We start from the raw sequence: 24,560 nt of genomic DNA on the forward strand, positions 1-24,560 counted from the left end.
CGCGCTCGTCCGGGTTGGCGCCGGATCGCGTCAACACCCCGAATTTAGCTCCCGCGACGGCCGCCGGCCAGCGGTGGTGGCCGATCTCACCGGATTGTGGTCCAATTCGGCGCGGCGAAGGGAGCTCGATGGGAGCGGCGTTCGAACCGGTGTTGGCGCTGGAGCGCATCGACGACGACATTTTCCGCGGCCGCTGCCACGCCGGCCTGCCGCAGACGGTGTTCGGCGGGCAGGTCGCCGCACATGCCTTGGTGGCGGCCGGAAAAACCGTGCCGGACGACCGGAAGGTGCACTCCCTGCACGGCTATTTCGTCCGCGCCGGGCATCCGGACTATCCGATTCTTTACGCCGTCGAGCGTACGAAGGACGGCAGATCGTTCAGCACCCGGCGGGTCACCGCGATGCAGCACGGGAAGGCCATTTTCACGCTTTCCGCCTCTTTTCACGTGCCGGAGCAGGGTTTCGACCACCAGCCGGACATGCCGGACCGGCAATCGGCCGACGAGCTGCCGCCGCGACCGGAGCGCGACCGGCCAGGCGGTGGCCGGCTACGCGAGTCGACGGTGAGTCAGGTGCTCGACCTGCGGTCGCGCGACGGCGGCGATCCGGTCACCCGCACGCAGCAGCTGTGGGTCCGCACCCGCGAGCCGCTCGGCGACGACCCGCTGCTGCACGTCTGCGCGCTCACCTACATTTCCGACCTCAGCCTTGCCCGGACGGCCAGTTTGCCGTATCGCAAGCAAGCCACCATGCAGATCACCTCGCTGGACCACGCGGTGTGGTTTCACCGGCCCTGCCGCGCCGACGAATGGCTGCTGTTTTCGCAGCACAGCACCACCGCGGCCGGCGCGCGCGGGTTGGTGCACGGCGAGTTCTTCAGCCAGGACGGCAGATTGGTCGCGTCGGTCACTCAGGAGGTGCTGATGCGGCCGATCGGTCCGCCGAAGGGTTGACAATCTCACACTTACCTAACGATCGCTAAGTGGAGTAGTGTGCGCCGCATCACCTCCGTACGAAGGGATCGTGGGATGGACATCGCTGGCAGTGTCGCTCTGGTCACCGGAGGAGCTTCCGGGCTGGGGCTGGCCACCGCGACCAGGCTGGCCGCCGCCGGCGCCAAGGTCGTGATCCTGGATCTGCCGTCCTCGCAGGGAAAACAGGTCGCCGAGGATCTCGGTGCGGTGTTCGCGGCGGCCGACGTGACCGACGAGGCGCAGGTCGCCGCCGCGGTCGAGGCCGCGACCAAGCTCGGCGACCTGCGGATCGCGGTCAACTGCGCCGGCATCGGCAACGCACACCGTACGGTCAACAAAAACGGGCCGTTTCCGCTGGACGCGTTCAGCAAGGTCGTCCAGGTCAACCTGATCGGCACGTTCAACGTGATCCGGCTGGCCGCCGAGCAGATCGTGAAGACCGAGCCGGTCGACGGTGAGCGTGGCGTCATCGTCAACACCGCGTCGGTCGCCGCTTTCGACGGCCAGATCGGCCAAGCCGCTTATTCCGCCTCGAAAGGCGGCATCGTCGGCATGACTTTGCCGATCGCGCGCGACCTGGCAAGCCTGCTCGTACGCGTTGTCACGATCGCACCCGGACTTTTCGACACACCACTGCTCGGCGGTGCGCCGGAGGACGTGAAAAAGTCGCTCGGCGCGCAGGTGCCGCATCCGAGCCGGCTCGGACATCCGGCCGAATACGCCGCTCTCGCCGCGCACATCGTGGAAAACCCGATGCTCAACGGCGAAACCATCCGCCTTGACGGTGCGATCCGGATGGCGCCGCGATGACCGACAGCGTACTAACCGAGTTTTCCGACGGCGTCGCGGTCATCACGATCAACCGGCCGCAGGCCAAGAACGCGGTGGACAAGTCGGTCGCCGAGGGCATCGCCGCGGCCGTCGACGAGCTCGACTCTCGCGGTGACCTGGTCATCGGCCTCATCACCGGCGCCGGCGGCGTGTTCAGCGCCGGCATGGACCTGAAGGCGTTCGCGCGCGGTGAGACGCCGTCGCTGCCCGGCCGCGGTTTTGCCGGCATCACCCAGAAACCACCGGTCAAACCGCTGATCGCGGCGGTCGAGGGCTGGGCGTTGGCCGGTGGTTTCGAGGTGGCGCTGAGCGCGGACCTGATCGTCGCCTCCACGGAGGCGAAGTTCGGCCTGCCGGAGGCGACCCGCGGCTTGGTCGCCGCGGCCGGCGGACTTCTGCGGCTGCCCAAGGCTTTTCCGTATCACCTGGCGATGGAGTACGCACTGACCGGTGAGCCGTTCGGCGCCGAGCTGGCCCACCGCTATGGCCTGGTCAACAGGCTGGTCGAGCCGGGACGGGCACTGGAGGAGGCGAAGGCGCTGGCCGCGCGGATCGCGCGGAACGGGCCGCTGGCCGTACGCGCGACGAAACAGATCGTCGCGGCCGCCGTCGACTGGACCGACGAGGAAGGCTTTGCCAGCCAAGGCGACATCGTCGGGCCGGTCTTCGCTTCCAAGGACGCGCGGGAAGGTGCGGTGGCCTTCGCGGAGAAACGTAAGCCGGTGTGGAAAGGCGAGTGACCGCGATGCCGGGACCCGCTTCTGATGTCGCGGCCGCGAAGGATGGTTGGCGCGACTACGACCACCTGCAGCCGAAGTCGCCGATCCTGGCGTGTGCGCTGGAGGCCTTCGAGGAGCAGGGTTATCACGCGACCACCGTTCGCGACATCGCCCGCCGCGTCGGTGTCACCGTGCCGGCGCTTTACTATCACTACGAAAACAAGCAGGCGTTGCTGGTCGAGCTGCTGATGAGCTCGATGCAGGCATTGCTCGATCGTTGCGTGGCGGCCGTCGCGGAGGCCGGCGACGAGCCGGTCGCGCGGTTTTCCGCGCTGGTCGAGTGCGTCGTGCTCTACATGTCGCGCGGCGGCTCGCGCGGCCTGCTGGACAGCGAGATTCGCAGCCTGGAGCCGGAAAACCGGCGCACGTACGTGGCGCTGCGCGACCGGCTCGAGGTGCTGCTGCAGGAGATCATCGACGACGGTGTGGTCGCCGGCGACTTCGCCACGGAATATCCGGAGGAAGCGCGCCGCGCGGTGCTGACCGCATGCAACGCCGTCGCGCGCTGGTATCACCACGACGGCCCGGTGCCGCCGGAGGACATGGCCCGCCGATACGTGCCGATCTGTCTCGGCGCGGTCGGCTATCGGCCGCGGAAGTGAAGGAGCAGGTGGCCAAACATGCGCGATGCCGTCATCGTCGAAGCCGTCCGTACGCCTATCGGGAAGCGCCGCGGAGCGCTGCGTAACGTCCATCCGGTCGATCTTTCCGCGCAGATCCTGACATCCCTGGTCGAGCGCGCCGGCGTCGAGCCGGTGCGGATCGACGACGTGATCTGGGGCTGCGTCATGCAGACCAGCGAGCAGGCCGGCAACATTGGCCGCAACGCCGTGCTGGCGGCCGGCTGGCCGGAGGACGTACCGGCCACCACCATCGACCGGCAGTGTGGCTCGTCGCAACAGTCGGCACATTTCGCCGCCGCCGGCGTCATGTCCGGCCAGTACGACCTGGTGATCGCCGGTGGCGTCGAGTCGATGACGCGCGTACCGATGGGGTCGGCGCGCGGCACCGGCGGCAGTCCGTGGACCGGCTGGGCCAGGGAACGATACGGCGTGGACGGTTTCAACCAGGGGATCGGCGCCGAGATGTTGGCCGAGCGCTGGAAAATCAGCCGAGAACGCGCCGACGAGATCAGCATGGAGTCACACCGACGGGCGGCCGAGGCATCCGACGGCGGACGGTTCAAGGGCCAGATCGCGCCGGTGAAAGCCGCCGACGACGACGGAAACGTCGGCGTCGTCGAGGTGGACGAAGGATTTCGCCGGGAGACCTCGGCGGAGAAAATGGCCGCGCTGAAACCCGCGTTTTCCGACGACGGCATCGTCACCGCCGGCAACTCATCGCAGATCTCCGATGGCGCGGCGGCGCTGTTGATCACCACCAGCGAGCTCGCCGGCAAGCTGGGCCTGCGGCCGCTCGCGCGATTCCACTCGTTTTCGCTGGCCGGCGTGGATCCGGTCAGCATGCTCACCGGTCCGATCCCGGCAACCCGTAAGGTGCTGGAAAAGGCCGGCCTGTCGGTGGACGACATCGGCGCTTTCGAGGTGAACGAGGCGTTCGCGACGGTCATCGCGGCCTGGCTCGCCGAGATCGGCGCACCGGCTGAGAAAGTCAACCCCAACGGTGGCGCGATCGCGATCGGCCACCCGCTCGGCGCCTCCGGCGCGCGACTGATGACGACTCTGGTGCACCACATGGTCGACAACGGCATCCGCTATGGCCTGCAGACGATGTGCGAAGGCGGCGGCATGGCCAACGGCACGATCCTGGAGCTGGTGAAGTGACTGATTTCCGTACGAGGGCGGCCGAGTGGCTGGCCGCCAACAAACCGCCGGCCATCGAGGGCCGCAGCCGCGAGGACATCGTGCCGATGGCCAAGGACTTCCAGGCCAAGCTGTACGACGCCGGTTTCGCCGGCATCACCTGGCCGGCCGCATACGGCGGACAGGGCCTCGGCCAGGCCGAGCTGTTGGCGTACAACAGCGTCGCCAAGGACTATGACCTGCCGGACGGTCCGTTCATCATCGGCATGGGGATGTGCGGTCCGACGATCCTGGATCTGGGCACGGAGGAACAGAAACAGCGTTACGTCAAACCGATGCTGCGCGGCGAGGAGATCTGGTGCCAGCTCTTCTCCGAGCCGGGCGCTGGCTCCGACGTGGCGAGCTTGCAGACGAAGGCGGTCAGAGACGGCGACGGCTGGATCCTCAACGGTCAGAAGGTGTGGACCACCAACGCACAGTTCGCCGACTTCGGCTGCGTGCTCGCGCGGACGAACCCGGACGTGCCCAAGCACGGCGGCATCACGATGTTCATCATCGACATGCACGACCCGGGCGTGAGCGTGCGGCCGTTGCGGGTGATGACCGGCAACGCGCCGTTCAATGAGGTTTTCTTCACCGACGTGCACATTCCCGGTGACAACGTGCTCGGCGCGGTCAACGACGGCTGGCGCGCCGCGGTCACGATGCTCGGCCACGAGCGCGTGTCGATCGGCACGTCCGTCGGTCCGAAGTCGGACCCGCTGGCTTTCAGCTCCCTGCTGGAAACCGCGCGCCGCGACGGCCGCGACAAAGATCCGGCCGTGCGGCAGACCCTCGCCGAGTTGTACGTGCATCAACGCGAACTGCAGCTGTTGACGATCCGGATGCGCCAGGAAGCCATGGCCGGCAAGGCAATCGGCGCTCGCGGCTCGGTCGCGAAGCTGGTCGGGGCGCAGGTTGCCAACCATGGCGCCGATGTCGCCGGCACGGTCGAAGGCCCGACCGCGGTCGCCTGGGACAGTTCCGACGCGGCGGCCGCCGAGCTGGCCACCTCGGTGGTCGGCGTGCCCGGCATCGGGATCGCCGGCGGCACCAACGAAGTGCAGAAAAACATCATCGGCGAGCGAGTGCTCGGCCTGCCCAAAGAGCCGCAGGTCGACCGGGACGTGCCGTTCCGCGAGCTCAAAGTCGGCACGCAGCGGGGAGAGTGACGATGGATCTGTTGCTGAGCCAGGAACAGGAAGACCTGCGCGCCTCGGTGCGCAAGTTCTTCCAGGACCAGGTGCCGATGTCACGCGTACGCGCGGTGGTCGACGGTGCCGACTATGACGGCGATCTCTGGAAAAGAATGACCGGTGAGCTCGGTTTGGCCGGCCTCGCGGTGCCGGAGTCGTACGGTGGTGCCGGCGCCGGCCACGTGGAGCGGTCGATCGTGCTGGAGGAGATGGGACGCGCGCTCCTACCGTCGTCGTTCTTCTCCTCCGCCGTCCTGGCCGCCGACACTTTGCTCGCGCTGGACGACGAAGACGCGCGTGCCGGCCTGCTGCCGCGGATCGCGTCCGGTGACCTGCTGGCGACCGTCGCGGTGGCGGAGAAAACCGCCCGCTGGGACTCCACTGTGGACACCAAGGCGACCGAGTCCGGTGACGGTTGGGTCCTGGACGGCCGGAAAAACCTCGTCATCGACGGACAGACGGCGGCGGCGATCATCGTCTACGCCGACTCCGGATTCTTCCTGGTCGACGGCGATGCGAGCGGGCTGACACGTACGCCGCTGGTCTCGCTCGACCCGACGCGCCGGATCGCCAGGCTGGATTTCGCCGCCACACCGGCGAAGAAGCTCGCGTCGGCCGATCCTGCCGCCGTGCTGGCGAAAATCGCCGATCTCGCCGCGGTCGCGCTGGCCGCCGAGCAGGTCGGTGGCCTGGCCAGGACGATGGAGATGACCGTCGACTACGCGAAAATCCGCGTGCAGTTCGGCCGGCTGATCGGCTCCTACCAGGCCGTCAAGCACGGCTGCGTCGACTCGTACGTGGACTGGGAGCTCACCTCGTCGGTGCTGCGCTATGCGGCGTGGGTCGCCGACAACCAGCCCGACGAGCTGCCCACCGCCGCCGCGCTCGTACGTGCGTCGGTCTCACCGGCGTATTTCCAGGTCGCGGCAAGGACAATCCAGCTGCACGGCGGCATCGGCTACACCTGGGAGCACGACGCGCACCTCTACTACAAGCGCGCGAAATCGGCCGAGCAGCTGTTCGGCACCGTGCTCGACCAGCGCGAGACACTGGCCGACCGGCTCGGCATCTGATGGCCTTCACCGAGATCGCGTACGAGACGGACGGTCCGGTCGCCACGATCACCTTGGACCGGCCGGAAAAGCTCAACGCGTTCACCCGTGTGATGATGGCCGAGCTGGTCGATGCCCTGGACCAGGCCGATTCCGACGACGACGTACGCGCCGTGGTCGTCACCGGACGCGGCCGCGCGTTCTGCGCCGGCGCGGATCTTTCCGCCGGCGGCTCGACTTTCGATGCCAGCGAGCGGCCGCGAGCGGAGCTGGTCGGCGATTTCGACGGCGTGCCACGCGATGGCGGCGGCATAGTCGCATTGCGCATCGCGGCAATGCGCAAGCCGGTCATCGGCGCCATCAACGGACCGGCGGTCGGCGTCGGCCTGACCATGACGCTGCCGATGGACGTCCGGATGGCGGCCGAGTCGGCGAAGTTCGGTTTCGTCTTCACCAGGCGCGGCCTGACGATGGAGGCGGCGTCCAGCTGGTTCCTGCCCCGGATCGTCGGCATCTCGCAGGCCGTCGAGTGGGTCTGCACCGGTCGCGTTTTCGGTGCGGAAGAGGCGAAAGCCGGTCGCCTCATCTCCGACGTCCATCCGGCCGACAAACTGCTGGACGCCGCGTACGCGCTGGCGCGCGAGATCGCCGACAACACCTCGGCGGTCGCGGTGGCGGTGTCGCGTCAGCTGCTGTGGTCGATGCTCGGCGCTGACAGTCCGTGGGAAGCGCACCGGCTGGACTCGAAGGCGATCTTCCAGCTCGGCAGGTCGGGTGACGTGGCCGAAGGCGTGACCGCGTTTCTGGAGAAGCGCCCGGCCGACTTTCCGATGCGCATCAAGGACGACTATCCGACCGGCATTCCGCTCTGGCCGGGACCGCAGCCAACACCCTGAAGGGGTTTGCGATGTATGTCGGAGCGATCGCGGCGGCCACTCCGGACAAGCCGGCCGTCATCATGGCCGGCACCGGGGAAAGTCTCACGTACGGCCAGCTGGACAGGGCGTCCAACCGGCTGGCCCATGCGCTGTTCGTCGCTGGCCTGCGGCCTGGCGACCACATCGCGTTCATGGTGGAAAACCGGCCGGAGTTCTACGTGCTGGCCTGGGCCGCGCAGCGCTCCGGGCTGTATTTCACCGCCATCAGCACGCGGTTGAAGGTCGACGAGGTCGCCTACATCATCGACAACTGCGAGGCCAAGGTCTTCTTCACGACGCCGTCGTACGCGACGGTCGCCACCGAGGCGGCGCGGCGTTGTGCCGGTCTCAACGTGAAAATCTGTCTCGACGAGGCCGTCGCCGACTTCACACCATACGACGAGTTCGTCGAGCCGTGGCCACAAACACCGATCGAACGTGAGCTCGAAGGCTCGCCGATGCTCTACTCGTCCGGCACGACCGGCCGGCCGAAAGGCATCAAGCGGCAGCTCACCGGCCTCGGCATGGGGCAGGACGAGCGCGTCCTCACGTTGGCGGTTTTCTTCGGCCTCAACGACAAAAGCGTCTACCTGTCGCCGGCGCCGCTCTATCACGCGGCGCCGCTCGGCTTCACCATGTCGATGTTGCGCGTCGGCACCACGATCATCCTGATGGACCGCTTCGAGCCGCAGACCTACCTGTCGCTGATCGAGCGATATCGCGTCACCAACAGCCAGGTGGTGCCGACCATGTTCATCAGGCTGCTGAAACTTCCGCCGGAAGTCAGGGAAAAATACGACGTGTCCAGCCTGCGTACGGTCATCCACGCGGCCGCGCCGTGTCCGGTCGAGGTCAAGCGCGCGATGATCGACTGGTGGGGGCCGATCCTTTTCGAGTATTACGCCGGCACCGAGAACAACGGCATGGTGGCGTGCACGTCCGAGGAATGGCTGGCGCATCCGGGTACGGTCGGTCGGCCTCTCGTCGGTGAGCCGCACATCCTGGACGACAACGGCGACCAGGTGCCGGTCGGCACGGCCGGCACGATCTATTTCGCCAACGGCACGGAGTTCGAATATCACGGTGACCCGGAGAAAACCGCCTCGTCGCGCGATCCGCGCGGCCGTGGCTGGTCGACGCTTGGCGATGTCGGCTATCTGGACGAGGACGGCTTTCTCTACCTTACCGACCGCCGCGCACACATGATCATCAGCGGTGGCGTCAACGTCTATCCGCAGGAAGCCGAAAACGTGCTGGCGATGCATCCGAAGGTGACCGACGTGGCGGTCATCGGTGTGCCGGACAGCGAGATGGGTGAGTCGGTGAAGGCGGTCGTGCAGCCGGTGTCGATGGCCGACGCCGGGCCGGAGCTCGCCGCCGAGCTGATCGCCTACTGCCGGGAACGGCTGGCACACTACAAATGTCCGCTGTCGGTCGATTTCCGGCCGGAACTGCCTCGGCTGCCGACCGGAAAGCTGCAGAAGCGGCTGCTCCGTGACGAGTACGCGAAGAGGGATTCGCCATGAACACAGAAGAAGCCGGTCGCGCGCTGGCCGATCCGGCCGCGTACGCCGACGAGGACCGGCTGCACGCCTCGCTTTCCTTGCTGCGCAAGGAAGAGCCGGTGCACTGGGTCGACCCGCTGCCGGACTACAACCCGTTCTGGGCGGTCACCAAGCATGCGGACGTGCTGGAGATCGAGCGCCAGCACGACATCTTCCTGAACGGACCGCGGCCGCTGCTGGCGCCGGCCGAGGCGGACGCGCGTGCCGCCGAGCAGGGGCAGCTGTTGACCACGCTGATCCACCTGGACGATCCGAAACACAAGGTGCTGCGCGCGGTCGCGGCCGACTGGTTCAAGCCGCGCGCGATGCGCGAGCTGCAGGTGCGCGTCGACGAGCTGGCCAAACAGTACGTCGACAGGATGGCCGAGCTCGGCGGTGAATGCGACTTCGCTCAGGACGTGGCCGTGCACTATCCGCTCTACGTGATCCTCTCCCTGCTCGGCCTGCCGGAGTCGGACTTCGGCCGGATTCTCAAGCTGACACAGGAGATGTTCGGTGGCCAGGACACCGAGCAGCGGCGCGGCCAGACGCAGGAGGAGCTGATCGAGGTCGTGATGGACTTCTTCGCCTATTTCCAGCGGATCACCGCGGACCGGCGGGCCAATCCGACCAGCGATCTGGCTTCCACCATCGCCAACGGAAAGATCGACGGCGAGCTGCTCAACGACCTGGACACCGCGTCGTACTACGTCATCATCGCCACCGCCGGACACGACACGACCAGCTCGACGATCGCCGGCGGTTTGCACGCGTTGATCGAAAATCCGGACCAGCTCGACCGGTTGCGCGGCGACCTCGGCCTGCTGCCGACCGCGGCCGACGAGATGATCCGCTGGGTCACGCCGGTCAAGGAGTTCATGCGTACGGCCACCCGCGACTACCAGCTGCGTGGCGTCCCCATCAGGAAGGGCGACCACCTGCTGCTCTCGTATCCGTCGGCCAACCGCGACGAGGAGGTCTTCCACGATCCGTTCAGCTTCGACGTCGGCCGGGCGCCAAACCGGCATCTCGCCTTCGGTTTTGGCGCGCATTTCTGCCTGGGCGCCGCGTTGGCGCGGATGGAGACCAAGGCGTTCTTCGCGGCTTTGTTGCCACGGCTGCGATCCATCGAGCTAGCCGGTCCGGCTGAGCGCGTCGCCACGACGTTCGTCGGCGGTCTCAAGCACCTGCCGATCCGCTACGCGCTTGGATCCTGACGCCACGGCGTTCGCCGCGATGATCACGGCGATCGCGAGCCAGTCGCTCCAGCCGAGCGACTGGCCGAGTACGACCAGGCCGACCAGCGCCGCGAAGATCGGACTGATGCTCATGAAAAGCCCGAAGAAATGCGCCGGTACGCGGCGAAGTGCGTAAAGATCGGCGAGAAACGGCACGACCGACGACAGGATGCCGGCCACTGCCGCGTATGCCAACGTGCCGACCGACGGCCGGTCGTGGATGACAATCACCACGGCCACCGGAACGAAGAACATGGCGGAAATGCCAGCGGCGGTGGCTGATCCTTCGACCCCGACGACACGCCGTCCGACCGTACGGTTGAGCAAAATGTAGGAGGCCCAACACAGCGCGGCGAGCAAGGCCAGACCGATGCCGACATGGTCCGTCGACGGTTGCGGTCGCGTCAGCCACACCACACCGGCACCGGCAGCGATGGCGCAGCCGATGTCGAGTGCGCGCCGGGACATCAGCACGGCGACGGTCAGCGGTCCGAGAAACTCCAGCGTCACGGCCAAACCGAGGCCGATCCGGTCGATGGCGGTGTAGAGCGACAGGTTCATCGTCGCGAAAACCGCCGCGAGCAGCAGGATCGGCCACCACTGCCGCCAGCCGTACGACCGAAAACGCGGCCGTCCGACGCTCAACAGGACGGCGGCGGCGATCAGCTGCCGCACGGCCACGACGCCGGCCGGGCCGATGACCGGAAAGGCCAACGCGCCGGTCGCCGCCCCGAGCTGGTTGGCGAAGCCGCTGCCGAGCATCAGCGCGATGCCGCTCGTCTTCCTGTCCATGAGGCCAGAATGCACCTCGAGTGAGCATTCGAAAAATGCATGCGCCGATCCATTGATACGCTCTGGTTATGGATATCGAGCTGCGTCAGCTCAGGTGCCTGGTGGCGATCGTCGACTCCGGCACGTTCACCGACGCGGCCATCGAGCTGGACGTGTCGCAGGCCGCCGTGTCGCGTACGCTCGCGTCGCTCGAGGCAGCGCTCGGTGTCCGCCTTTTACGGCGTACGTCCCGAGAAGTCGCGCTGACCGCCACCGGCACGCGCGTGCTGGCACATGCTCGCCGCCTGCTGGCCGAAGCGGAGGATCTGGTACGCGATGCCACCAGCGGTCACACCCGGCTGCGGATCGGCTATGCCTGGTCGGCGATCGGCCGGCACACGCAGACTTTCCAGCGGCGGTGGCCATCCGTGTCGCCGGGCGTCGAACTTCAGCTGGTCCACACGCATTCCGCGACCGCCGGCCTGGCCGAAGGCCTCTGCGACGTGGCGGTTCTGCGCACTGAGCCGGGCGACAAACGCATCGAGTCGGTCATCGTCGGCCTGGAGCGCCGATATTGCGCGATGGCCGCCGACGATCCGTGGTCTCGGCGCAGATCGATCCGGCTCGCCGAGATCACCGCGCGCGTGCTCCTGATCGACCGCCGCACCGGCACGACCAGCCTCGACCTGTGGCCGGACGAGCAGCCGGCGGTGGAATACATCAACGACATCGAAGACTGGCTGACCGCCATCGGCACCGGCCGTTGTGTCGGCGTCACACCGGAAAGCACGGTCAGCCATTACGGCCGGCAGGGCATCGCCTATCGGCAAATCCGTGACGCGCCACCGATTCCGGTGCGGCTGGCGTGGTGGCGCGACGACCCTCATCCGGCCGCGCCGACGGCCGTACGACTGCTGACCGACCTTTATCGCTGAAACAGGCGTGCGCGCCTCAGTAACCCATTACTCACGCCAGGCGGCGCGCCGGCCGCCAGACTGGTGGCCGGCTGAGTCCAGTGGGGGGACAGGTGGAGACGGCGCCGAAACACCCAAGCAGCGAACGACAACCGCAGAGCCAGACCCGATCGGCGAGTCGGCGACCGGACGACCTCGCCAGCGGATCGCGCGCCGTGCTCGCTTTGCAAGGACTCGCGGGAAATGCCGCGGTCAGCCGCGCGATCGCGATGGGGCTCCCATCGTCCAGCGCTATCAAACGGTTGCTCAACTTGCTGGTCGGCGGCGGACGCTCACCCTTGCGGCCGGCACCTACGTCGAGGTGCTGTCCGCGCCGGCCGGCAACCCGGCGACGTCGCACGTGCGAGTGTGGTCGCCGAGCCTTCGCGGCACTCGATGCGCGATTCCGGTCACCTCCTTTGCCACCGAGCCGCAGCTCATGAACAATCGCCACAACCGCGGGCCTTGCGCGTCAGTACTGGCAGGACCGACGGCCACCCGGAGTGGAGGCTGTCCGAGCGGTTGGTCAGCGCCGACTTTCCGCGGGAACGCGGCCGCTCAGGGCCGACTCCGGCGTAGGCCGGCCAGGACCGCCTGCCGGCAGCGCCGATCTGGCCGCTGCTGCTGGAAAAGCGCTATGCCATGCGCGAAGGTGGCTACGACGATCTGGCTGCCGCCGAGGTCGAGGTGGCGATGGAGGCGCTGACCGGACGAGCGGCACACACCACCAGCGACCCGGCGCCGGCTGCGACCGCGGCGGCGCCGGGCGACCCACTGCGCGATGACTCCGCCGATGCGTTGGTGACCCGCATCGCCGGTCATCTCGCGGCCCGTCGGGCCGTTGTGCTCAGCATCCGGGGGTCGTTTCCGGCGCGGCTCCGAGCCGAGGCGCGGTCGCTCGACCTCGTCGACAATCACGCCTACGCCGTCGTTCGCGTCGGCGCCGACGGGGTGACCCTGCACAACCCTTGGGGTGAGAGGCATCCGCACGGAACACTCACCGGAGCGCAGATCAAGCGTCTGTTCACTGCGCTCGTCTTTGGTGACTCACTCACCGGACCCAATGCGTCACCGCCGACACTGCCACCGGCCACTGCTGCCTTTCGCTGACGTCAGGTCGAAATGTCGTCCAGCTGCTCGGCGGCTGGCCGCACCGGAAAGAGATCACCGCCCGGCTCGACCGGCACGTGGGGCACAGCGGCACGCGCTTTCCGGTCACCGTTCATGGCAGCGGCGTGCAGCACGTCAAGTGCCGCGTACGCACGGAAATCCAGCTCCGGATACGGCCAGGCGCTTTGTCCTTTGGTCGCAGCGGGGATCAGGAAGTCGACGGCGCCGAAAATGCTGCCACCGCTGGGAGACCTGTAGTGCCACAGATCGACGCCGACGTGCTGGCCGATCTGCGCGAGCCGCGTCAGCGCCACCAGGTTGAACGCCGAATAGTGCCAGCTGCGCGTACGGCTCGCTTCCTCCGGCTGATAGCCGTCGGCTCTGACCTGCCTGTCGATCCGTTTTGCCTTGGCGGCGTTGACAATCTCGGCGGCGAGCTGCCGCTGGCCGGTCGACAGCGCGAGCGCGGCGACCATCATGTCATAGAAACTGCCGTGGTTGTTGGTCGCGGCAGCTTCGTCGGTGCCGTTTTTGCTGGTGCGCAACCAGTTCAGGAACGCGGAGTTCCACGCGTCCATCCCGGAGCGGTCCGCTGAGGTCCAGCCTGGCGCGCCGGCATCGAGAATCGCGACCGCGTCGAGCACCTGCGTGAACGCATACGAGAACTCGATGATGCCGATGCCGCGACCGTCCACCTTGCACGGGATTCCCTGCGCGAAGTTCAGGTTCGGGTTCATTTTGGTGGCGGGGTTGAGAAACCACGCGCGCAGGTCGAGCGCCGCGCGCTGCGCGTAGGCGGACTTTCCGGTGTAATACCAGGCCAGTGAAAGCTGATAGATCGCCGAGAAGGCATAACCGCGCTCGGCGTGATCGGAGATCGAGTCCACGATCGGGTTGCGCTGGCCGTCTTTCTGCACGTACGGACAGCCCCATGGATTGCTCTCGGTCGGCTCGGTCGTCGGCCACCAGTACGGCGCGAGGCTCAGGTAGTCGTGTTTGTCGCCGCTCGGCGGCACGCGGTTCTTGTCGGTCACCGACCACGGCCCGGCGGTCAGCTGCTTGTCCGCCTGCGCCAACAGATTTTTCAGCGACAGGTGGACGTCGTGCCGGTTTCGCTGCAGTTGGCTGCCGTCCAGCACGACGGTCTTGGGTGCGCAGAGCTGCGCCGGGGACAGCGCGGAGGCGGCCAGCACGACCGCGACGAAGGCCTTGGCGAACATACGTCTCCTTGTTCATGTACATGAACAGAGCGCGGCTGACTGAACGGAGCGTACATATGTGAAGGCCGCTAGTCCAGAGCGGCCGCCTTGGCCTGCAGATACGCCTGTTCCGGCCGGCTGGTCGTCCGCCGCGCGGCGTCCAGATAGTGCTCGCGCGCGGCGGCGAGGTCGCCGGACAGCTCCAACAGGTGCGCGCGTACGGCCGCCAGCCGGTGCTGCTCGGTCATCCGGCTGTCCGCGTCGAGCGGCTCCAGCAGTGCCAGGCCGGCGGCCGGTCCGTCGACCATCGCGACCGCCACCGCGTAGTTGAGCGTCACCACCGGATTGTCGGAAATTCCGCGCAACAGCTGATAAAAGGCGACGATTTCCGGCCAGTCGGTGTCCTCGGCGCTGGCCGCGTCGGCGTGTACGGCGGCGATCGCCGCCTGCAGCAGATAGGGACCGAACCGGGGCGTACGCGGCAGGGTCGCCTCGACCAACGCCGAGCCTTCGGCGATCAGCGACCGGTCCCACAGCGTACGGTCCTGCTCGGCCATCGGCACCAGGTCGCCGGCCGCGGTCGTACGCGCCGGCCGCCGCGCGTGCGTGAGCAGCATCAACGCCAGCAGGCCGGCGACCTCGGAGTCGTCCGGTCTGCGGCCGTACAGCTGCCGCGTCAGCCGGATCGCCTCATCGGCCAGCGCGCTGCCGGTGTTGGTGTAGCCCTCGTTGAAGATCAGGTAGAGCACCTGCAGGACGACGGTCATCCGCTCGGTCTGGTCCGCCGGCAGGCTGAAACCCAGGCCGTCGACGCTCTTTTTCGCGCGGGTGATGCGTTTGGCCATCGTCGCGGTCGGCACCAGCAGCGCTCGCGCGATCTCCTCGGTCGTCAAGCCGCCGACCGCCCGTAATGTCAACGAAATCTGCGCGGCCGGCGCCAACACCGGGTGGCAGCACAGGAAAAGCAGGATCAGCGAGTCGTCCTGCTCGACGACCTGCTGGTCGCGCGGCACCAGCCGCCACTGCGCCTCCTCGCGGCGCCGGCGGGCCTGCTCGGCGCGCAGCTGGTCGGTGAGCCGGCGCGACGCGACCGTGATCAGCCAGCCGCGCGGGTTGTCCGGCAGACCTTCTTGCGGCCATTGCTGCGAAGCCGCGAGCAGTGCCTCCTGCACGGCGTCCTCGGCGGCGTCGAAATGGCCATAGCGGCGCACCAACGCGCCGAGGACCTGCGGCGCCTGTTCGCGCAGCAGGTCCTCGATGGTGGAGTCACGCACCGATCGGCCGCACCTCGACGGTGTCGCCGACGTTCTCGGTCACGCGCGCCGCGATCTCCATGGCCCGGTCGTAGCTCGCGCAGTCCAGGATGGAGAAGCTGACCAGCACCTCCTTCGCCTCCGCGTACGGTCCGTCGGAGGCGACCGCGGCGCCGGCCTGGTTGCGTACGGTCCGGGCCTGGGCCGGGTGGCCGAGCCCCTCGGCGGTGACGAACTCGCCGCTCGCGGCCAGCTCCTTGCCGATCTCCTCGTAGAAGTCGCACGCCTTCTGCATGCTGTCGGGCATTTTGCCGGTCTCGCGCAGCTCGGTCTCCGCCGCGTCCCAGGCCTCGCGGTTGGCGTACGCCAGCAGGATGTACTTCATGTCCGTCTCCTCACGGTTGCTCTTGCTCCTTCGACCGCTACGTCGGAGCCGGCGCTATTCGATGGACATCTGTCGTGGCCGAATTCTGACATTAAAATTCCGGTCATGCGGATAGTCGTCATCGGTGGCACCGGACATGTCGGCACCTACCTCGTCCCGCGGCTGGTCGCCGCCGGCCACGAGGTCGCCGTGCTGAGCCGGTCGCAGCGCAGTCCGTACCGGCCGCACGGCGCCTGGGACAAGGTGCCGATCGTCAAGGTCGACCGCGAGGCCAGCGAGAAGTCCGGCAAGTTCGGCTCGGTGGTGGCCAAGCTGGAGCCCGACGTCGTGATCGACATGATCTGCTTCACCGAGGAGAGCGCGAGCCAGCTGGTCGACGCGGTCGCCGGTCAGGTGCAGCACTTCCTGCACTGCGGCACGATCTGGGTGCACGGGTCGAGTGAGGTGGTGCCGACCACCGAGGACGCGCCGCGCCGGCCGTTCGGCGGATACGGCCGCGGCAAGGCCGCCGTCGAGCGCTACCTGCTCGACCAGGCGCGCCGGCACGACTTCCCGGCCACCGTCATCCACCCAGGACACATCAGCGGTCCCGGCTGGGTGCCGATCAACCCGGCCGGCAACCTCGACCTCGGCGTCTTCCAGGCGCTGATCGACGGCAAGGAGGTCGCGCTGCCCAACCTCGGCATGGAGACGCTCCAGCACGTACACGCCAGCGATGTCGCCGACACGTTCCTGGCCGCGCTGAACAACCGCTCGGTCGCGGTCGGCGAGAGCTTCCACTCGGTCGCTGGCGGTGCGCTCACGCTGCGCGGATACGCCGAGGCGGTGTCCGGCTGGTTCGGCCGCGACCCCAACCTGACCTACCTGCCGTGGAAGGAGTGGTCGCAGGCGGTGCCGGCCGAGGACGCCGCCGCCACCTGGGACCACATCGCGCACAGTCCGCACTGCTCGATGGAGAAAGCGCGCCGGTTGCTCGGCTTCACGCCGAAGTTCACCGCACTGGAGACGCTGTACGAGTCGGTGACCGCCTTGGTGACGGCCGGCAAGCTCACGCCACGGTAGTTAAGGGGCCGCCAACGTCGTCGCGGTCGGCCACGTGTCGTTGAGCAGGTTCGCGTCGCCGTTGTTGAACCAGTGCCGCAGTTGTCCTTGCGAGTTGGCGAAAAACACGTGCTGCTGGCTGCCGATCACCAACGCGGTCGGGTTGCCGGCGACCGTACCGCTGGCGTCCCAGGTGTTCTGCTGTACGGACGAGCCCGGCGACCAGGTCCAGTGCTGCAGCCGGCCCTGCGTGTCCCTGGCGAAAACGTGCTGCTGGTTGCCATAGACAAAGCCGCTCGGCGTGCCAGCGACCGCGATGCCGCTGGACGACGCGTCGTTCCACACGTCGTGCATTTTCTGGCCGTCCGCCGTCAGCCAGTAGTGCTGGAGATTTCCGGCGCTGTCGGGGATGAAGACGTGCTGCTCGTCGCCGGCGCTGAAGACCGCCGGCCGGCCGGTGACACCGGTGGCCCAGCTCTCCTGCGTCGGAGTGCCGCCGGCCTTCCACGACCAGTGCCGCAGATCTCCTTGTGAGGTCGTGAAAAACACGTGCTGCGCGCCACCCATCACGATGCCGACCGGGTCGCTGGCCACGTCGCCGGCGCTGTCCCAGACGTCGTGGTTCATCGAGCCGGCCGCCGTACCGTCCGGGAACCAGAACCAGTGCTGCAGGTTGCCGGCCGTGTCGCGCGCGAAAACATGTTGTTCCGAGCCGAAAACGAAGCCGGTCGGCGTGCCGGTCAGGGTGATGCCGGTGCTGCTGGCGGCGTTCCAGGTGTCGTGTTCTGGGCTGTGCGGCGGATCCGCGCTGCTCCACCAGTAGTGCTGCAGGTTTCCGCTGCCGTCGATGGCGAAAGCGTGCTGTTGTACGCCGACGCTCGATGTGAGGAAGGTGATCGGCTGGCCGGCCACCGCGCCGGCCGGAGCCCACGAGTCCTGGCTGAGGCCGGTGCCACCGGTGCCCGGCGTCCACCACGAATGCGACAGCGAGCCGTCCGTGCCGCGACCCATGTAGTGCTGCTCGCCGCCGACGACGTACGCCTGCGACGCGATCGTCGACGAGCCACCGCCGGCGGTGGTAACGTCCAGCGCGTCGCTGTCGATGTTGATCGTCACGCCGCCGTAGGTTTCGTTGTGTCCGCCGGCGTACTGGTGGATCCGCTGGTGGTTGCTCCAGTAGCTGGCCGGGATCGCCGAGTCGTTGGTGTCGGCGACGTTGTTCCAGCGTGCGAAATACACGTGGTCGGGTGAGGGGTAGGAGCCGCCGTAGACGGCCACCAGGTCGGCGATTCCCGAGGCGGAGCTGGAATACACCCCGGAGCCGTAGCCGAGCGCGTGCAGCTGAGTGGTCCAGCCGTTGAGAAAGTCGAGCACGCCCTGCGTACACGAGCCGCCGCGGCCATAGCCTTCCATGTCGTTGTAGATCACGCTGCCGCCGCTGATGCCGAGCGACTGCGCCTTGGTGGCCGCGTCCTGCGCCGCCGCCTGGCCTTGCGAGAGCGCCGTCGCGGGGTTGATCTTCGAGCCGCTGCCACTCCAGCACGGTGCCTGTAAACCGACGTATATCGGGAAAATGTGCCAGCCGCGGCTGTCCTGCTGGGAGACCCACGACGCGGTCAGGTTGGCCTGTGAGCAGGCTCGGTTGATGCCGCCGATGTAGACGCCGACGCCGCGGTACGGCGAGTTGAGCCAGGCGCTCATCGTGTTGGACGACGGCGCCGTACAGGCGTCGAAGCCACGGCCGGTGAAGGTGCCTGGTGCCGCGACTTGCGGACTCACCGCCAGCGTCCGCTTCGGCGCCGCGCCGGCGCGCGCGGCGCTGGTTACCTTGCCGGAAGCCAAAATCCGCTGCAGTGCGGTCGGCTGGTCGCCGTACGAGCCGGTCACCAGCAGGCCGGCCGCGTCGACCTCCAGGCTGACGCGGTGGTCGGTGCTGTGTGGCAGTTGCCGGAGCGAGCTGGCTTTTCGCGCGTTGGCAGGCACGTTCGCGGTGGCCAGCGGCTCGACGGCGACCGCCTCGGTGACACCGACCAGGTTGACCGGACAGGTCGAATCGGTTGAATGGCCCAGATAAACCGTATGCTGGTCAAAGCGTACGCAGGTCCGCGGTGCTGTCTGCAGGTCGACCACCGACCAGGTCGCCGGCACGGTCAGCTGGTATCCGCGATAGGTCACGACTTTCTCGGTCGCGGCCGTCGCCGGTGCGGACAGGCCGACGGCGGCCACCACGGCCGCCACCAGCAGGCTGCTCTGCCATTTCCTCATGGATTTCCCTTCGCGGCGGCCCGTCGCATAGTCGTGCGCAGACAGAAAGCCGCGTCGGCGCGGCGGTGTCAATAGCCGTTCGCGGAAGTGCGGAAATCCGCAGTAGACCAGAATGAGTCAGCCGGTGACGCTCGGCTCGCCGGTCTCGATGTGGCCGGTGAACCGGCGCGACCAGCCGGGGTCGGCCGAACACGTGACGGTGAAGTCATACCAGCCGTTGGTGTAGGCGACGGCATTGAAATAGTCGCTCACCGTCTGGCCGGCGGCCACGTCGTACGTCCACGGACCGTCCGTGCGATAGTTGACGGATGTCACGGTGAAAGTGGTCGCCGCCGCTGAGCCGTTGACGAAGTCGAACCAGATCGCCAGCTTGCCGGTGCTCGCGGTGACCGCGATCCGCGACCTGGTCTCCACGTCCTTACCGGCGCCGCTGGCGGTGCCGCGCAGCCGGCGCAGGAAGCGGTTTGCTCCGATGACGGTGAAATCGTACTGGCCGTCGCCGAAACCGGCACCACAGTTGAAGAAGTCGGTCGTCCAGCCGTGGGCCGGCACGGTGTATTGCCACGGTCCGCCGGTGCGGAAAGCGTTGGCGTACACGGAGAAATGCGCCGCGCGCTGGCCGTCGTTGGACATGGTGACGTTGAGCTGGATGACGTCTCCGGCGTAATACCACGAGGAAACCGCGGCATTTGTCTGGTACGGCAACGCGCGCGCCGGCTTGCTGCCCGGCTCCTGCGCCGGCAGCGCGTTGTTTTTCGGCGACGGATTCGGCAGCAGCGCACAGGTCGCCGCCGAGATCGCGGCGCCCGGCGTCGGCAGGTTGGGCAGGCCATAGACCGGATTGGCGAAGTCGAACGCACTGGTGAGATCACCGCAGACGGCCCGCCGCCACGCCGAGATCAGCTGGCAGTTGGCCGGTTTGCCGATCGCCGCCGACCAGGTCTCGATGAACCGGATGACCGAGGTGTGGTCGAAAACCTCCGAGTCGACCCAACCGCCGCGCGTCCATGGCGACACGACGATCATCGGTACGCGGAAACCGAGGCCGACCGGCGTGCCGTTGACAAATTCCCCAGGCGTGCCGGCGACCGGTGACGGCGGTGGCACGTGGTCGAAGAAGCCGTCGTTTTCGTCGTAGTTGATGAAAACTACCGTGCTGTTGAGCGTGTCGGAACTGGCGGCCAGCGCCTGCAGCAGGCCGTTGACGAACCGCTCGCCATTGACCGGCGGCCCGATCGGATGCTCGGAGGTGATCTGGTCGGTCACCACCCACGACACCTGCGGCAGCGTGCCGGCCTGCACGTCCGCCCTGATCGCGGCGAGGATGTCGTCCGGCGTTTTTCCCGTCACCGAAGGAACACTCGACATGCCACGGTCGTGGAGCGGCGTTCCCGGTTTGGCGTTTGCGAACTGCCTGAAATAGGCGAGTGCGTTGTCGCCGTAGTTGTCGTTGGCTTTCTGATAGACGCGCCAGCTGATGCCGGCGGCCTGCAGCACCTCCGCGTACGTCTGCCAGGTCAACCCTGACTCGTCGCCGCCGTCGTACGCCGGACTGCCGTATTTTCCGTCCGCGTCGATCATCCCGCTGAACAGGAACGTACGATTCGGTCCGGTCGCGGTCAGGCCCGAGCAGTGATAGGCATCGCAGATCGTGTAAGCGTCGGCCAGCGCGAAATGGAACGGATGGTCGGTGCGGTCCAGGTAGCCGAGGCAACCGATCTTGTTCTTGGCCGCCATCCAGCTGTCGAGCCTGCCGCCGTTCCAGGCCTTGTGCTGGTCGGACCAGGAATGTGCGATGTCGCCCTGGCACTGCACCAACGTCTCGGCGTTGCTGGCGGTGCCCCGCAACGGAAACGGATACTGCCGGCCGCTGCCGTTTGGCTGGTCGAAGACCGAATATCCGCCGGCCAGCGGGATCGTGGCGCGGTCGGCGAAGCCGCGTACGCCTTTGAGCGTGCCGAAATAGTGGTCGAAGCTGCGGTTTTCCTGCATCAGCACGACGATGTGCCGCACGTCGGCGATGCTGCCGGTGATGGTGCCGGCGGCGGCCGGTGATCCGGCGGACATACCGAGCGCCGCGGCGCCTGCTCCGGCGAGAAAGGTGCGACGGCTGATCTCCATCTGGAGTCCCTTCGGCGTCGGCGAGCCCGGGACATTGAAACCGATGGCGACCGGTGTTGTCTATGAGTGGCCGGCGAGAAACCGGTGAACAGCCGTCGACGTCGTCACATTGTCAATGCGGACGGACCTGCGTCGACGACCCGCATGCTGAGCTCCAGCGGGTCGTAATGGATCAGGCACTCGGCCCACCAGGTCATGCCGGCCTCGACCAGCGGCCCGATGCCGGGTTTTTCGTCGTCACCCCAGGCCGTGCTGGCGTTGCCGGTGACCACGACGTCGTACGGTTTCTCGGTCGGTCCGATGATCGACAGGGCCTGCCGCACCTTTTCCGCGTCGACCTTGAGCTCCGGGTCCAGCAGCACGACGCCGTCGTGCTTGATCGCACGGTGCGCCGACCGTACGTGCGGCAACGTCGCGGCGACCCAGACCGGGATGCGGTGCGGCTCAGGAGGAATCTCCGGCAGGTCGACACCGCCGCCGCGATACGGCCCGCCTTTCCAGATGGCGCCGATGATGTCCAGCGCCTGGTCGGTCATCGCGGCTCGCTCGGCGAGGCTCGTCGGCTCGCCAAACCGGCTGAAGTCGCCGTACTCGTCGGCGCCGATCCCCACGCCGAGCACGCACCGGCCACCGGAGAGCCGGCTGAGCGTGCCGGCCTGCCGTGCGGTGATCGCCGGCCGGTGCCGCGGCAGCGGACTGACCATCGTCCCCAGCGACATCCGCGAGGTCGCGGTCGCCATCGCGCCGAGCGCCACCCACGGGTCGCTCACCTCGACCGGACCGTCGGCCAACAGGTGGTCCCACAGGAAAACGCCGTCCCAGCCGGCCGCCTCAGCGCGGCGCGCGAGCTCCACCAGCGCGACCGGATCGGCGAGCGGACCGAAGGCCGGCAGATAAAGCGCCGATTTCACGGAATTCCCTGTTTCTGCCACGCCGCAGACTCTAGCGGTGTGCTTCTGAAATGGGATGCCGGGTCCGGTGATCCAGAAGGCGGCTGGGCGTGCCGGGAATGCGCCCTCATACCCGGGCGTATCCGGGCGCCTTCCCGGTGCGTCCAGGCGGCTTCTGGGCGCCGGAACCGGCGTGCCATTTCGGAAACACACCACTAGGGAACACATGTTCGACAGGTCAAGCCGTGACCGTGACGTAGACGATCGCGGCGGCCAGTCCGGTGTCCAGCACCATGCAGAATTCCGCCATCGAGCGCGCGACCACCTTGTTCTTCCAATGGTGGTAGACGTCCCAGGCCGTGTGGCCGAGCAGCCCGGCGGCCACCAGGAATCCGCCGACCACGGGGTTGACGAAGAGCGCGATCGCGGCGACAGCGCCAAAGCCGAGCATCGCGATGGTCTGCGGGGTCAGGTTTTCCGCGCGCCGTACGAGTCCGTACACCAACGACGCCACGCCGAGACCGAGCACCGACCAGGTCGGGTCGAAACCGAGCTTCAGCACCTGCGGCATCCCGATCGCGATGAATGTCGCGAAAAACACCGGCCAGGCGGCGGCCGGCCTCTTCAGTGCCGCGGCACCGATGTAGACGACCGCCGAGGCCGCGAGGACCTTGGCCAGCTCGGTGCCGCTGGCCAGCCCCAAGCCGAGGAACGCGGCGAAGCCGAGGCCGGCGAGCACCGGCCAGCGCCGCAGCGCGATCCGCATTGGTGAATTTGTCGTTCCTGTTTCCGTCGCAGCAGCCATCTCTGGACGATAGCAGTGCTACGGGAGGGGGGTATAGGTATTTGCTCGGATCGGCAAGCTTTCGTTCAGCCGGCCTGCCGTGGCGATGGACCGAGGACGAAGACGAGTGCCAACAAGACGGACAGTGCGAGCGTCAGCCACGGCTGGATCAGCGCCGCCGCCGTGGCGACCGCGTATCCGACCAAGCCGAGCAGATAGCGCCGGCTCACGTCGCGGCGGAATTCGTGGCTGATCCCGGAAACCAGCAGGCCGCTGCGCGACGCTCGTTGCCACACCAGGTTGAACGCGGTAGCGCAGGCGGTCAGGGTGCCGCCGTAAAGCAACATGGCGACGCGTCCGTCCGCTCCGGTGAGGTGCTCGGCCACCAGCCCGGTCGGAAACGGCAGGAACGACACGCAGCCGAGCAGGAGCAGGTTGGCCAGCAACAGCAACTGGTCGATCCGTTCGACGGACCGGAAAAGAATGTGGTGGTTGGCCCACATGATGCCGATCTGCAGGAAAGTCGCCGCGTACGCGATGATGTGCGGTGTCGCGCGCGCCAACGCCTCGCCGAGCGGCCTGCCGGTCTCGACGTGGACCTCCAGGATCAGCAACGTGATCGCGATCGCCAGCACGCCGTCGCTGAACGCCTCCAGCCGCGCGGTGTCGCCGCGGTCGCTGGCGCCGAACCAGCGGGACAGCCGCGAGCTCACGGGGCCATCCCGGTGGTCGTCCACCGGCGGAACGTCGCGACGTTTTCCGCCGGCCAGGCGCCGTCGCACGGCATCGAGCCCTGGCTCACCTGGTGCAGGATCGCCTCGGCGTGGCGCACCACGTCGTCGTACGACCACAGGTCGAAGGCGGACAGCATCGATCGCCGGTCCATCTCGCGGAAAAGCGGCTTGACGTGCTTGGCGAAGCTGACCGTCTCGCCGTCCTCGACCGCGACCGCCTCCGCCGGCTTTTCGGCTGGAGCAAAGGCGGACCGCCGCGACCACGGTGTCGCGTCGCAGACCCACCACCAGTGCGGCATCGGCATGCTGGCCGGCGGGTGCGCGTCTGCCTGCGAGTTTTCCAGTGCCAGCCGCGATCCCCACTCCAGATAGGCGACGAAGGCGGCGCGAAACTCCGGATCGGCCGGCAAACCCGCCTCGTCGGCGCTCCGGCAGAGCAGCTGCACCCAACGCGCACGCTGCGGCTCGGTCAGGTGTTTTCCGACGTGCTGCGACAACATCCGCGAATAGCCGCCGTACTGCTCGCTGTAGGCCTTCGGGCCGCCGAACACCTCGCCGAGCCACTCGGCCACCCGCCGCGGATGGTCCTCGGCCATGTGCGCGAAAAGCGGTCCGACCAGCTCGTCGGCCGGCACGTACTTCTGGTAGAAGATCGTGGTCATCCTGGTCAGAGCCGGCAGTCCGCCAGCCCACTCGTACAACGTCGTCTCGGACATCCCGC

General features: G+C 67.6%; 23 protein-coding genes. 13 read left to right on the forward strand and 10 right to left on the reverse strand.

Features of this window, described 5'->3' with window-relative positions; all coding sequences use genetic code 11:
* Positions 1–128: 128 nt before the first annotated feature.
* The 10 genes from GNX95_RS17425 (at position 129) to GNX95_RS17470 (ending at position 10,312) form a co-directional block, all read left to right on the forward strand.
* Positions 129–953: an acyl-CoA thioesterase gene (locus tag GNX95_RS17425; protein WP_163508462.1), complete on the forward strand. Its 825-nt coding sequence runs from the start codon at positions 129–131 to the stop codon at positions 951–953.
* Between the two features lie 75 nt (positions 954–1,028).
* Positions 1,029–1,784: an SDR family NAD(P)-dependent oxidoreductase gene (locus GNX95_RS17430; protein WP_163508463.1), complete on the forward strand. Its 756-nt coding sequence runs from the start codon at positions 1,029–1,031 to the stop codon at positions 1,782–1,784.
* The gene (locus tag GNX95_RS17435) at positions 1,781–2,545 is read left to right on the forward strand and encodes a crotonase/enoyl-CoA hydratase family protein (protein WP_163508464.1); all 765 of its coding nucleotides are present in this window, start codon (positions 1,781–1,783) and stop codon (positions 2,543–2,545) included. Before GNX95_RS17430 ends, GNX95_RS17435 begins: the two co-directional genes overlap by 4 nt.
* A gap of 5 nt (positions 2,546–2,550) precedes the next feature.
* Positions 2,551–3,186 (forward strand): TetR/AcrR family transcriptional regulator, encoded by a 636-nt coding sequence (locus tag GNX95_RS17440; RefSeq protein WP_163510088.1) that lies wholly within the window; start codon positions 2,551–2,553, stop codon positions 3,184–3,186.
* A gap of 18 nt (positions 3,187–3,204) precedes the next feature.
* On the forward strand, positions 3,205–4,368 hold the full coding sequence (locus GNX95_RS17445; protein ID WP_163508465.1) for a thiolase family protein: 1,164 nt from the start codon (positions 3,205–3,207) through the stop codon (positions 4,366–4,368).
* A complete protein-coding gene (locus tag GNX95_RS17450) occupies positions 4,365–5,558 on the forward strand; it encodes an acyl-CoA dehydrogenase family protein (RefSeq protein WP_163508466.1) in 1,194 nt (397 codons plus the stop codon). The genes GNX95_RS17445 and GNX95_RS17450 overlap by 4 nt, the downstream gene beginning before the upstream one ends.
* Before the next feature lie 2 nt (positions 5,559–5,560).
* Complete coding sequence (locus tag GNX95_RS17455; protein WP_163508467.1) at positions 5,561–6,655, forward strand: acyl-CoA dehydrogenase family protein; 1,095 nt, start codon at positions 5,561–5,563, stop codon at positions 6,653–6,655.
* Entirely contained in the window at positions 6,655–7,530 is an 876-nt protein-coding gene (locus tag GNX95_RS17460) for a crotonase/enoyl-CoA hydratase family protein (protein WP_163508468.1), read from the forward strand. Before GNX95_RS17455 ends, GNX95_RS17460 begins: the two co-directional genes overlap by 1 nt.
* A gap of 11 nt (positions 7,531–7,541) precedes the next feature.
* Positions 7,542–9,077 (forward strand): AMP-binding protein, encoded by a 1,536-nt coding sequence (locus GNX95_RS17465; protein ID WP_163508469.1) that lies wholly within the window; start codon positions 7,542–7,544, stop codon positions 9,075–9,077.
* Positions 9,074–10,312, forward strand: a complete 1,239-nt coding sequence (locus tag GNX95_RS17470; RefSeq protein WP_163508470.1) for a cytochrome P450 — start codon at positions 9,074–9,076, stop codon at positions 10,310–10,312. Before GNX95_RS17465 ends, GNX95_RS17470 begins: the two co-directional genes overlap by 4 nt.
* Here GNX95_RS17470 and GNX95_RS17475 read toward each other — a convergent pair.
* Complete coding sequence (locus GNX95_RS17475) at positions 10,229–11,125, reverse strand: EamA family transporter (protein ID WP_163508471.1); 897 nt, start codon at positions 11,123–11,125, stop codon at positions 10,229–10,231. The two genes, GNX95_RS17470 and GNX95_RS17475, sit on opposite strands and share 84 nt — an antisense overlap.
* A 68-nt stretch (positions 11,126–11,193) precedes the next feature.
* On the opposite strand from GNX95_RS17475, the gene GNX95_RS17480 reads away from it, so the two are divergent.
* A complete protein-coding gene (locus GNX95_RS17480) occupies positions 11,194–12,039 on the forward strand; it encodes a LysR family transcriptional regulator (RefSeq protein WP_163508472.1) in 846 nt (281 codons plus the stop codon).
* A gap of 639 nt (positions 12,040–12,678) precedes the next feature.
* Positions 12,679–13,167: a C2 family cysteine protease gene (locus GNX95_RS17485; RefSeq protein WP_281356954.1), complete on the forward strand. Its 489-nt coding sequence runs from the start codon at positions 12,679–12,681 to the stop codon at positions 13,165–13,167.
* Between the two features lie 2 nt (positions 13,168–13,169).
* Here the strand turns inward: GNX95_RS17485 and GNX95_RS17490 are convergent, their stop codons facing one another.
* The 3 genes from GNX95_RS17490 to GNX95_RS17500 all read right to left on the reverse strand — a co-directional run bounded on the left by GNX95_RS17490 (position 13,170) and on the right by GNX95_RS17500 (position 16,004).
* A complete protein-coding gene (locus tag GNX95_RS17490; protein ID WP_163508474.1) occupies positions 13,170–14,387 on the reverse strand; it encodes an alginate lyase family protein in 1,218 nt (405 codons plus the stop codon).
* A 68-nt stretch (positions 14,388–14,455) separates the two neighbouring features.
* Positions 14,456–15,640 (reverse strand): RNA polymerase sigma factor, encoded by a 1,185-nt coding sequence (locus GNX95_RS17495; protein WP_163508475.1) that lies wholly within the window; start codon positions 15,638–15,640, stop codon positions 14,456–14,458.
* Positions 15,633–16,004 carry a YciI family protein gene (locus GNX95_RS17500; RefSeq protein ID WP_163508476.1) on the reverse strand — a complete coding sequence of 124 codons (372 nt, stop codon included), beginning with the start codon at positions 16,002–16,004 and terminating at the stop codon, positions 15,633–15,635. Before GNX95_RS17500 ends, GNX95_RS17495 begins: the two co-directional genes overlap by 8 nt.
* A 105-nt stretch (positions 16,005–16,109) precedes the next feature.
* On the opposite strand from GNX95_RS17500, the gene GNX95_RS17505 reads away from it, so the two are divergent.
* Positions 16,110–17,066 (forward strand): NAD-dependent epimerase/dehydratase family protein, encoded by a 957-nt coding sequence (locus GNX95_RS17505; protein ID WP_163508477.1) that lies wholly within the window; start codon positions 16,110–16,112, stop codon positions 17,064–17,066.
* Here the strand turns inward: GNX95_RS17505 and GNX95_RS17510 are convergent, their stop codons facing one another.
* The 6 genes from GNX95_RS17510 to GNX95_RS17535 all read right to left on the reverse strand — a co-directional run bounded on the left by GNX95_RS17510 (position 17,067) and on the right by GNX95_RS17535 (position 24,555).
* Entirely contained in the window at positions 17,067–19,310 is a 2,244-nt protein-coding gene (locus GNX95_RS17510) for a glycoside hydrolase domain-containing protein (RefSeq protein ID WP_163508478.1), read from the reverse strand.
* A 117-nt stretch (positions 19,311–19,427) separates the two neighbouring features.
* Complete coding sequence (locus tag GNX95_RS17515; protein ID WP_163508479.1) at positions 19,428–21,431, reverse strand: phosphocholine-specific phospholipase C; 2,004 nt, start codon at positions 21,429–21,431, stop codon at positions 19,428–19,430.
* A gap of 104 nt (positions 21,432–21,535) precedes the next feature.
* Positions 21,536–22,363 carry an LLM class flavin-dependent oxidoreductase gene (locus GNX95_RS17520; RefSeq protein ID WP_222853728.1) on the reverse strand — a complete coding sequence of 276 codons (828 nt, stop codon included), beginning with the start codon at positions 22,361–22,363 and terminating at the stop codon, positions 21,536–21,538.
* A gap of 196 nt (positions 22,364–22,559) precedes the next feature.
* Positions 22,560–23,087, reverse strand: a complete 528-nt coding sequence (locus GNX95_RS17525; protein WP_222853729.1) for a hypothetical protein — start codon at positions 23,085–23,087, stop codon at positions 22,560–22,562.
* Positions 23,088–23,191: 104 nt separating this feature from the next.
* Positions 23,192–23,818: a TMEM175 family protein gene (locus GNX95_RS17530; protein WP_163508482.1), complete on the reverse strand. Its 627-nt coding sequence runs from the start codon at positions 23,816–23,818 to the stop codon at positions 23,192–23,194.
* Positions 23,815–24,555, reverse strand: a complete 741-nt coding sequence (locus GNX95_RS17535; RefSeq protein ID WP_163508483.1) for a group II truncated hemoglobin — start codon at positions 24,553–24,555, stop codon at positions 23,815–23,817. The genes GNX95_RS17530 and GNX95_RS17535 overlap by 4 nt, the downstream gene beginning before the upstream one ends.
* Between the last annotated feature and the right edge of the window lie 5 nt (positions 24,556–24,560).

The sequence above is a fragment of the Fodinicola acaciae genome, assembly GCF_010993745.1.
GTDB lineage: Bacteria > Actinomycetota > Actinomycetes > Mycobacteriales > HKI-0501 > Fodinicola > Fodinicola acaciae.